Source organism: Corallococcus aberystwythensis, from assembly GCF_003612165.1.
In the GTDB taxonomy this organism is placed as follows: domain Bacteria; phylum Myxococcota; class Myxococcia; order Myxococcales; family Myxococcaceae; genus Corallococcus; species Corallococcus aberystwythensis.
Genome location: NZ_RAWK01000325.1, coordinates 1 through 9,923, shown reverse-complemented (window position 1 = coordinate 9,923; position 9,923 = coordinate 1). Strand labels below are relative to the sequence as shown.

The 9,923-nt window shown below is 70.8% G+C and carries 8 protein-coding genes; 2 read left to right on the top strand and 6 right to left on the bottom strand.

Features of this window, described 5'->3' with window-relative positions; translation table 11 throughout:
* The coding region (locus D7W81_RS36070) for a S1 family peptidase (RefSeq protein ID WP_244227678.1) at positions 1–834 on the bottom strand (834 nt) is incomplete at its 3' end.
* 221 nt (positions 835–1,055) lie between these two features.
* On the opposite strand from D7W81_RS36070, the gene infC reads away from it, so the two are divergent.
* The gene (infC, locus tag D7W81_RS36065) at positions 1,056–1,811 is read left to right on the top strand and encodes a translation initiation factor IF-3 (RefSeq protein WP_120559918.1); all 756 of its coding nucleotides are present in this window, start codon (positions 1,056–1,058) and stop codon (positions 1,809–1,811) included.
* 137 nt (positions 1,812–1,948) lie between these two features.
* On the opposite strand, the gene D7W81_RS36060 is transcribed toward infC, so the two are convergent.
* The 5 genes from D7W81_RS36060 to D7W81_RS36040 all read right to left on the bottom strand — a co-directional run bounded on the left by D7W81_RS36060 (position 1,949) and on the right by D7W81_RS36040 (position 7,466).
* Positions 1,949–3,406: a sialidase family protein gene (locus D7W81_RS36060; RefSeq protein ID WP_147445748.1), complete on the bottom strand. Its 1,458-nt coding sequence runs from the start codon at positions 3,404–3,406 to the stop codon at positions 1,949–1,951.
* 153 nt (positions 3,407–3,559) lie between these two features.
* Entirely contained in the window at positions 3,560–4,921 is a 1,362-nt protein-coding gene (locus D7W81_RS36055) for a DHA2 family efflux MFS transporter permease subunit (protein ID WP_120559915.1), read from the bottom strand.
* A gap of 710 nt (positions 4,922–5,631) precedes the next feature.
* Positions 5,632–6,165: a hypothetical protein gene (locus D7W81_RS36050; RefSeq protein WP_120559914.1), complete on the bottom strand. Its 534-nt coding sequence runs from the start codon at positions 6,163–6,165 to the stop codon at positions 5,632–5,634.
* 12 nt (positions 6,166–6,177) lie between these two features.
* Entirely contained in the window at positions 6,178–6,555 is a 378-nt protein-coding gene (locus tag D7W81_RS36045) for a hypothetical protein (RefSeq protein ID WP_306440937.1), read from the bottom strand.
* Positions 6,556–6,572: 17 nt separating this feature from the next.
* A complete protein-coding gene (locus D7W81_RS36040; protein ID WP_120559912.1) occupies positions 6,573–7,466 on the bottom strand; it encodes a hypothetical protein in 894 nt (297 codons plus the stop codon).
* A gap of 355 nt (positions 7,467–7,821) precedes the next feature.
* Between D7W81_RS36040 and D7W81_RS36035 the strand changes: the two genes are divergently transcribed.
* Entirely contained in the window at positions 7,822–9,771 is a 1,950-nt protein-coding gene (locus tag D7W81_RS36035; protein WP_167508138.1) for a M3 family metallopeptidase, read from the top strand.
* Positions 9,772–9,923: the final 152 nt, after the last annotated feature.

The window sequence follows — 9,923 nt, the reverse complement described above, 5'->3', positions numbered from 1 at the left end:
GGCCTCTTCCAGGAAGGGGCGGAGGAAGTCCCCCAGCGCGTCCGCCCGCAGTTGGACGGCCTCCGTGCGGCAGGCCACGTCACCGCTGACGGTGAGCCCCTGGAGCACCTCGTTCCCGGGAGGGCCGCCCAGCACGGGGCCTCCGCTGTCCCCCACGCAGGTCATGGAGGGGGCGGGGCCGGCCTGGAAGGCGCTGGCGGTGACGCCCGTGACCTGGAGCGTCCCCTGGCGCCGCTGGCCCGCGGGCTGGGCCGCGTCCTTCGTGTCCCCGTAGCCCACGGCGCGCACCGTGTCGCCCGGCGCCACCGGGACGTCGCCTCCCCCGGGGAGCCGGAAGGGCGGGATGTCCGTCACGGGCACCGCCAGCCGCAGGAGCGCGGCGTCCCAGGTGTGCGTGGCCGGGACATGGTCCGGGTGGACCACTGCCCGGGTGACCCGGACGAACCGCCCTCCGGGTCCCGGTTCCGGGAGGAGCGTGGGGCCCAGGAAGACCTCGTAGGGGCCCCCCTCCCCGAAGACGGCCAGGCAGTGCGCCGCCGTCAGCACCACGTCCGGGGCGATGAGGGCCCCCGAGCAGAGGAGCACCGGCACCTCCCCCCCACAGCGCGTGCGCCGGGCCACCAGCGCCACCGCCGCCCCGTCCCCGGGGGCGTCCGTGCCCTGGACCAGGCTCTGGCTCCGGGCGCCGGGGGGCTCCCAGGCCTCCCAGGCCTCGGAGACAGCCGGGCCACAGGAGGGCAGGCAGCCGAGCAGGAGGCAGGCCCCGAGCGCAACCGCCCCCCGGGGTCGGCATCCTGTCCGCTCCCGAGCGGACGCGGTGGACCGTTTCGCCATGGGGCGCATCATAGGCAACAGGGGTCATGGGAATGGGGGGTGCCCCGCGTTACCTTGCCCCCGGGGGACGTGAACCGGATAGAGTCCGTTGCACGTCTCCCTGCCCCAAGGGGCTGAAGGCCTGTCTGCCTGCCTTCTCCTCCGGAGGGGACTGCCACATTGAAGGGCCCGCCACATCTTCACGGGTGGTGGGTCTGCAACCCTTTTTGGAGGATGTTCACATCATTCGCGAACAGAGAAACAGCAGCCGGGGTCCCAACAGGGACCAGAGAACCAACCGCCGCATCCGCGCGCGGGAAGTCCGTGTCGTGGGCTCCGATGGCTCGCAGCTCGGAGTCATGACCATCGAGGCGGCGCTGGAAAAGGCCCGCTCGGAGTCGCTCGACCTGGTCGAAGTCAGCCCGATGGCCAAGCCGCCGGTCTGCAAGATCATGGACTACGGCAAGTTCAAGTACGAGGAGAAGAAGAAGGCCTCGGACGCGAAGCGCACGCAGGTGGTCATCCAGCTCAAGGAAGTGAAGCTCCGTCCCAAGACGGAGGAGCACGACTACGAGTTCAAGGTGCGCAACACCCGCCGGTTCATCGAAGAGGGCAACAAGGCCAAGGTCGTCATCCAGTTCCGCGGGCGTGAAATCACGCACAAGGAGTTGGGCAGCGCCATCCTCGATGACGTCATCAAGGACCTGAAGGACGTGGCCGTGGCGGAGCAGCTGCCGCGCATGGAAGGCCGGCAGATGTACATGATCCTGGCCCCCACGCCCAAGGTCGCGCAGAAGGCGCGCGAGCAGGCGCGGCAGGCCGCGGCGGCCGCCCGCAAGTCCCCGCCCCCGGGCGCGGGCAAGAAGCCTCAGGCGGCCGGTGCGCCGGGTGCGGAAGGTGCGGAGGGTGTCTCCACGGCGCCGGTTGACGCCGACGCTGGCGACAGCGCCGCCGACGACACGGACGAAGCGCAGGACACCGCGCCCGCGACGACGTAGCCGTACGCACGCTCGCGTCTCCCCTCGCTGGGAGACGCGCAAACGGGCGGTGCTCCTCGGGATGCGTCCCAGGGAGACCGCCCGCGTTCGTTTCCACCCGCCGTGCCGGTCCCGGCGTGAAGCGAAGCACTGCCCCGCTAGCCGGGCAGGCTCCGCATGCCGCGCCGGCGGCGGCCCCACTCCATCAGGATGAACGTCACGCCCACCGCGAGCATCGCGCTGGCACCGCCACACCCGGCGGCCATCGCCTGCTGGGAGGGCGTCGTCACGGCGCTCGCCAGCGTGCCAGGGTCCTGCGGCGGCTCGTAGGGACCCGAACCGCCGGTGGCGGCGAACCGCTCCCTGTCCGCGTCTTCATCCGGCGTGGCCTGCTTCGCCGCGACGGCCTGGGACTTGAGCGACGACGCGCTGGTGGAGAAGAAGGACAGCCGGTAGCTGGAGCCGGAGGACGGCTCGATGCCGAAGAAGCTCACCAGCGGCACGCCCGAAGGCAGCACGTCCGGCGCCGCCGGGTAGCCCGCGAAGCCGGACACCGACGCGAGCTCCTTGCCCGCGCCCGGCTTGCCGCTGGAGGACAGCGCGCGGACCCACAGCCGGTAGCCGGAGCCGTCGCTCCGGGGCTGGTTGTAGAAGAGGTACAGGCTGCTTCCGGAGCGCACGAGCGCGGGCTGCGTGGCCCAGTCCCCGTCCTCCAGCACCTTCACCGCGGAGCCGAAGCTGGAGCCGTTGAAGCGGCGGTACATCAGCCGCTCGGAGTTGTCCTTGTAGACCAGGTGCAGCCCGCCATTGCCGTCCGCCACCGCGCTCATCGCGGCGCCGTGGTAGATGCCGTCGGAGAAGGCGGTGCGCGTGGAGGACCAGCTGGACACGGACGCGCTGTCGTCACGGATGCGGTAGTGCGTGGTGTCGCGGCCGTCGTGCGAGCTCCACAGCATCATCAGCCGGCTGCCCAGGCTGATGAGCCGCCCGCCCCCGCGCTTCGGGATGTCACGCGCGAGCGCGGACTGCGTGCGGAAGGTGGAGCCACCGTCGCTGCTCACGGAGATGACCAGCGTGTTGCTGGCGTCCTTCTCCCGGAAGAAGGCCTGCACCCAGAGCCGGCCCTTGGAGTCGCGCGCCAGCTCCGCGCGGTAGTACGCGGTGCTGGAGCTGGTGGAGTCGAAGACGCGCACGGGCGTGTCCGGCAGCCAGCGGTTCTTGGACGCGCTGTAGCGCCACCACTGGAAGTACACGTCGCGGGACGAGGAGCCACCAATGCCCGTGCTGTCCGGCGTCTCCACCGCGTAGACGAGCGCCACGTCCTTGCCCACCGCCACCAGGTCCGCGCGGTCGTAGACGGAGCCGTCGTGGATGATGCCCTCCTGCTTCCAGCTGCCGCCGCCGTTGTCGCTGCGGAACATGCGCAGGCCGTGCCCGTCCTGTCCGCCCTGCTGCACGGCCGCGAGCAGCACGGAGCCCTCGCTGCGTGACACGCGCACGATGTGCCGGTGTGCCGGCAGCGTCAGCGCGTTGCCACCCCGCACCGGGATGGCCGAGGGCGGTGTCGCCGCCGTCATGCCCGCCAGCAGGATTCCTGTGAGTGCTGCCCAACCCATTCCCACCCCCTCTGTTGGATTCCTCGCCGGGAAACTGGTGGGCGGGGAGGGGCGAAAGAAGCTGGGAAAAAGAGGCGCTGCCTGCCCGCCTGCTCCCCGGAGGGGACCTGCGCGGAAGCCTTGCGGCGGCAGGAGCGTCGTTTGAAGGACGCTTCAGCCGCGCGCCGTGGCCCTGCCGCCGATGTGTTCGCCCGCATCCGGACGCAGGCGGCGGAAGAGCGGCCCGGCCAGCGACGACATGAAGCCGATGGCGAGGAACGGCAGGAGGAAGCGGTCCGGCGTGAGGCGCACGTCACCGCCGCCGCGCGCCACGTGCAGCATCAGGCCGCCGAAGCTGATGCCCACGCTCAGCGCCATCTGCTGCGTCACCACCGCGACGGTGGAGGCGTTGCTCACCGCCTCCTTGGGGAGGTCCGCGTAGGCCACCGTGTTGGTGGCGGTGAACTGCAACGAGCGCATGAAGCCGCTGAACACGAGCGTGACGATGATGAACGGGATGGGCGTCCCCAGCCCGAAGAAGGCGGGCACGGCCGTCAGCGCGGCGGTGAGCAGGTTGGAGGCGATGAGCGTCTGGCGGAAGCCCACGCGGCGGATGAGCGCGGGCGCCACCGGCTTGCACATGAAGGCGCCCAGCCCCGTCCCGATGGTGACGAGCCCCGCCTCCAGCGGCCCCCACCCCAGGGCCACCTGGAAGAGCAGCGGCAGGAGGAAGGGCGTCGCGCCCAGGCCGATGCGCACCAGCGCGCCGCCCATCATGCTGGCGCGGAAGGTGTCCACCCGGAACAGGCGCAGGTCGAGCACCGGCCGGGGCGTGCGCAGCGCGTGCCGCACGTAGGCCGCGAGTGCCCCTACCGCCAGGAGCGTAATGGCCACCTGCACGGGCCACGGCACCAGGCCGATGCCCACCGTCTCCGCCGCGCCCATCAGCGCGGTGATGGCGACCACCGCGATGGCGAAGCCCTTCGTGTCGAAGGGGCCCGGGTCCGGCTGCTTCAACGGGGGCACGAAGCGCGCCACGGCCCACATGCCCAACAGGCCCACCGGCACGTTGATGAAGAAGATCCACGGCCAATCCGCGACGCCCAGGATGAGGCCCGCGAGCGGCGGCCCCAGGAGCGGCCCCATGAGCGCGGGCATGGTGAACCAGCTCATCGCGGACACCAGCTTCTCGCGCGGCGCCGAGTTGACGACGATGAGCCGGCCCACGGGCGTCATCAGCGCGCCGCCCAGGCCCTGCACGGTGCGGGAGAGGACCAGCTGCGCGAGCGACTGCGAGAAGCCGCACAGCACGGAGCCCGCGAGGAACACGACCATGGCGGTCATGAAGACGCGGCGCGGACCGAAGCGGTCGGCGATCCACCCGCTCGCGGGCGCGAGCACCGCCAGCGCCAGGATGTACGACGTCAGCGCGAGCTTGAGGTGGACGGGGTCCGTCCCGAACGCCACGGACAGCGTGGGCAGCGCCGTGGACAGCGCCGTGGAGTCCAGGAACTCCATGAACAACGCGCTGGCCACCGCGATGGATGCCAGCCGGGAGCCTCGGGTGGAGCTGGGAAGGGAAGGCCCGGTGGAGGCAGTCGCGGTGGAAACAGACACGTCCTTTTCTATGCGCACGCTGTCCCGGACCTGTCACGCCCGTGTGAAGACGCGGCAGTACACGGCAGAAGCGCTCGTACTCCCAGCGCGAAGCGGTGGGTGCCTTCCGTGAAGAGGGGACGGCAAGCCGTCTGGAGGCCAGGCGGGCGGGCAACGCCTCCGCCGAGGTCCGGAAGCGCGGCTCGCCTCCCGCCGGGCGCGGTCCATCCCAACTGGTCCGACAGTCGGACCAGTTCGAAAGGCTTGGCCGGAGTAGCCCTCCCGCCGGGCGCGGTCCATCCCAACTGGTCCGACTGTCGGACCAGTTCGCGCGGCCCGGCCGGCGAGGCCCCTCCCCTGCCACGGTCCCCCCAACTGGTCCGACTGTCGGACCAGTTGCCGCCACCTGGATGAAGCAGCGGCCTCCAAGCGATGGCGCTCTCTCAGCTGGTCCGACTGTCGGACCAGTTCGCGCGGCCCGGCCGGCGAGGCCCCTCCCCTGCCACGGTCCCCCAACTGGTCCGACTGTCGGACCAGTTCGTACGCCGCGCCGCTGACGGCGAGCCCTTACGCGTTCTCACCTTCTCATTCAGGTGGACCGATTTCGTATCCGGAAACCCGGGACCGGGCGGAAGAAGAAGCCCGAGTCCTCAAGGCTCCGGCGGTTCGTTCCGGGCGGCCTCGGCCAGGGTGCGGGCCTCTTCGTGCAGTTCGTCCAGCCGGACGCGGTGGCGCTGGAGCAGCGCGTCCACCTGTTCGACGCGGACCTTGTCCCCTCGCGCCCGCGCCTCCTGGCGCTCCCCTTCCAGCCGCGACACGTCGCGCCCCAGCAGCGTGGCGATGTGCTCCGTCTTCTCCAGCTTCCAGCGCGCCGTCTGGGGCTGTTCCTCGGCAATGGGGTCGTTCGGCTGCGGCGGCGCGTTGGCCACCTCCGGCTCCGGTGGCACGTCCCCGGGGGCGGGCGGAACCACCGTGGCGTGGGGCGGCGAGGGGTCCGGCGTCCGCACCGGCACCGCGCGCTTCGGGGCGACCCCGGCCGCCGTCACCGGGCCGGGGCCCGCCGCGTGGGGCGCCGCGTCCATGGACGGGGACGGCGCCTCCCGGGCCGGCCACAGCATCACGGCGCCAAGCGCGGCCACCAGCACGCCCGCGCCCACCAGCAGCATCCGCTTCCGGTTCCGCATCGTCCACACCCCCTACAACCGAAGGCGCCAGCCGTCACCCTGACGCTCCACCCGGAAGAGGAACGGCTCCGGGCGCTCCGTTCCTCCCTGCGACACCCGCGCCCGCACGACCACCGCGTCCGGGTCGCGGCCATCCACCTTCGCGTCGAGCACGTCCACCAGGCCCATGCCGTGCTCGCGCAGGTCCTTCACCGTCTCCTCGCACGAAGGCAGGCCCTGCCCCGTCACCAGCATGGGGCCCAGCACCGCGCAGTCCCCCGCCGGCAGGGCCTGGAAGAAGCGGCGCACCACCGCCTCCCCGGCCTCCGCCTTGGAGGACACCGTGGACGGACAACCGAGCGCCGCGAGCGCGGCGAGCCACAGCCCCGCCGCCCCCACCGCGTGTCTCACCGCGCGTCCCATCCGACTCAGTAGCAGTTGGGCGCGAACAGCTCGTCGTCCGACGCGGACACGAACTGGTCATCGCAGTAGCCCGACGCCAGCACGTGGCCGTTGCGCACGCAGCCGTCGTGGTTGGTGGCGTCCAGCGTGTACTGCGTGTCGCCACCGCAGCCGCCGCCACAGCGGCCGAAGCAGTTGCCCATCACCTTGGGGCGCGACCAGTGGTCCGGCTCGCCGCACACCCAGGTGCTGCCGTTCATGTAGTACTCGTCGCCGCTGCACGACGTGTGGTCACCCAGCTGGGCGATCTGCTGGTTCTTCGCGTTGTCGAAGCCGCCCTTGTTGCAGTCGTGCTTCGCGTACGAGTACCAGTTGTACGTGCCACCACAGCTGCCGGTGTTCTTGCCGCCGCACTTCGCGTAGCTGCACAGCATCGTGTAGCCGCGGTTCTGCTCGCCCATCACCGTGCGCTTGAGCGTGACGCTCGTGGGCTGCTGCGACCACAGGCCCACCGCGCGGCGCAGGTACATGGCCTCCGGCGCCGCCGCGTCACCCTGCGGCAGGCCCTGGTTCAGCGCCCCGTAGAACGCGCCCAGCAGCTCGCGGTCGGCGTCCACCACCTGCGTGTCCTGCGTGTTCGCGTTCGCGAAGCCGTCCAGCGTGGACACGCCCGACGCCGGGTCCATCAGGCCCGTCAGCGTCATGCCGTGCATGCGCACCTCCAGGCGGTAGACGCCGGGCTCCACCTCGCGCGAGGCGAAGGACACCGTCTGCCCGTCATGCGCCCAGGTGCCCTCGGTCAGCCCCGTCCCGGAGTTGAGCGACAGCCCCTCCGGAGAGGCCGGCGGGGCTTCCGTGCCCGCCCCACCACAGCCCCACAACAGCAACGCCGCGACCGCACCACCCAGTGCCTTGCGCATCCGCTTTCACCCTCCGGCCAGGACAACTTCTTAGAATTCGAGGCGAGTGCGGGATTACCGGGCGGCTGGACGGGGAACAAGGCGGGGTGCGTCAGCTGGGGGCCTCCAAGCATCCGGCCTGTACCTGAGGACAAGTTGGCTGTTCTCGGCGGACGGGCGCGGAGGGGTGGGGATGTGGCATGACGGGCCCGCGAAGCAGGTCGTTCCCCTTGTGGAGGAAGTCCCCTTGAAAATCCCCGCGCTCACCGTGGTGGCGGCGCTCGCCGCGACGGGTTGCTCCAACGGCAGCATCACCCAGAACCGCGAGGCCATGGCCCGCGTCGCCGCCAACTCGGCGAAGCCCCAGGTGGCGCCCATGAAGGGCTCGGAAGCCCTGGCGGGCACGCCGGACGCCTTCAAGGCCCTGTGCAAGGCGGACCTGGAGCGCGCGCAGGCGCAGGTGGCGGCGCTGAAGAAGCTGGATCCGAAGACGAACGGCCAGGGCGTCCTCAAGGCGTACGACGAGGCGCAGACGGCCCTCCTCAACGCGGCCAACCGCTCCAGCCTCACGCATGAGGTGCACCCGGACGCCGCCATGCGCGACGCGTCCCGCGAGTGCGAGCAGCAGGTGGACGCGGCCAACGTGGCGCTGTCGCAGGACCGCGGCGTCTACGACGCGCTGTCGCTGGTGGACCTGGCCAAGGCGGACGCGGCCACGCAGCACTGGATGAGCCGCACGCTCCTGGACTTCCGCCGCGCGGGCGTGGACCGGGATGAAGCCACGCGCGCGAAGGTGAAGACGCTCAACGAGGAGATCCTGAAGCTGGGCCAGCAGTTCGGGCAGAACATCGCGGAGGACACGCGCAACGTGGCCTTCACGCCCAAGGAGCTGGACGGGCTGCCGGAGGACTACAAGAAGGCGCACGCGCCGGGCGCGGACGGCAAGGTGGTCATCACCAGCAACTACCCGGACTACTTCCCGTTCATGACGTACGCGAAGAACGCGAAGGCGCGCGAGAAGCTGTGGCGCACCTACCGCCAGCGCGCGTTCCCCAAGAACCAGGCGGTGCTCGCGCAGCTCATCGAGAAGCGCAACGCGCTGGCCACGCTGCTGGGCTACGACAACTACGCGGCCTTCACGACCGAAACGCGCATGACGCGCACGCAGCAGGCCGCGGCGGACTTCATCGACCAGCTGGCGCAGGCCACGGAGGCCCGCGCGAAGAAGGAGATGGCGGACCTGCTGGCGCGCAAGAAGAAGGAAGTGAAGGGCGCCACCGTGGTGGAGCCCTGGGACCAGGACTACTACGAGGACCGGCTGCGCGCGGAGAAGTTCGGGTTCGACTCGCAGGCGGTGCGGCCCTACCTGGAGTACGCGCGGGTGAAGGACGGCGTGATGGGCATCACCTCCAGCCTGTGGGGGGTGGCCTTCCAGCCGGTGAAGGACGCCAAGGCGTGGCACGCCGACGTGGAGGCGTACGACGTGGTGGACAACGGCAAGCCGCTGGGCCGCATCTACCTGGACATGCACCCGCGCGACGACAAGTACAAGCACGCGGCGCAGTTCGACCTCGTCACGGGTGAGCTGGACAAGCGGCTGCCGGAGGCGGTGCTGGTGTGCAACTTCCCGCGCCCCGGCGACCTGATGACGCACGACGAGGTGGGGACGTTCTTCCACGAGTTCGGCCACCTGATGCACACCATCTTCTCCGGCCACCAGAAGTGGACGCCCATCTCCGGCATCTCCATGGAGCGTGACTTCGTGGAGACGCCGTCCATGCTCCTGCAGCAGTGGGCGGAGCAGCCGGAGGTGCTCAAGAGCTTCGCCAAGCACCACGAGACGAACGAGCCCATCCCCGCGGAGATGGTGGAGAAGCTGCGCGCGTCGAAGGAGTTCGGCCAGGGCCTGTTCGCGCGCCGCCAGCTGTTCCTGTCCGCGGTCAGCCTCCAGTACTACTCGCGCGCGCCGGGCTTCGACACGTCCGCGGTGCTCTCGGAGCTGCAGAAGAAGCTGTCCCCCTTCCGCCACGAGTACCGCGACGGCACCCACTTCGAGCTCGCCTTCGGGCACCTGGATGGCTACTCGGCCGCGTACTACACGTACCTCTGGTCCTCCGTCATCGCGAAGGACCTGGAGTCGAAGTTCCAGGAGAACGGCTACCTGGACCGCGACACGGCCATGCACTACCGCAAGACGGTGCTGGAGCCCGGCGGCTCCAAGCCCGCCGCGGAGCAGGTGAAGGACTTCCTCGGCCGGCCGTACGCCTTCGACGCCTACCGCGCGTACCTCGACGGCGCCGCGAAGGCGGCGGGCAGCGCGAAGTAGGCGAAGGAGCGCTGGCATTGCATGAAGTACCGCGCGCCGCCCCTCCCGCCCTCCAGGGCAGGAGTCGGCGCGCGGTGCCTTCCCGGACCCAGGGCACCGCCCGGCCGGGGAACTCCGCTTCCCCTTCAAGTCCCCCGCGCGTGCCCATCCCC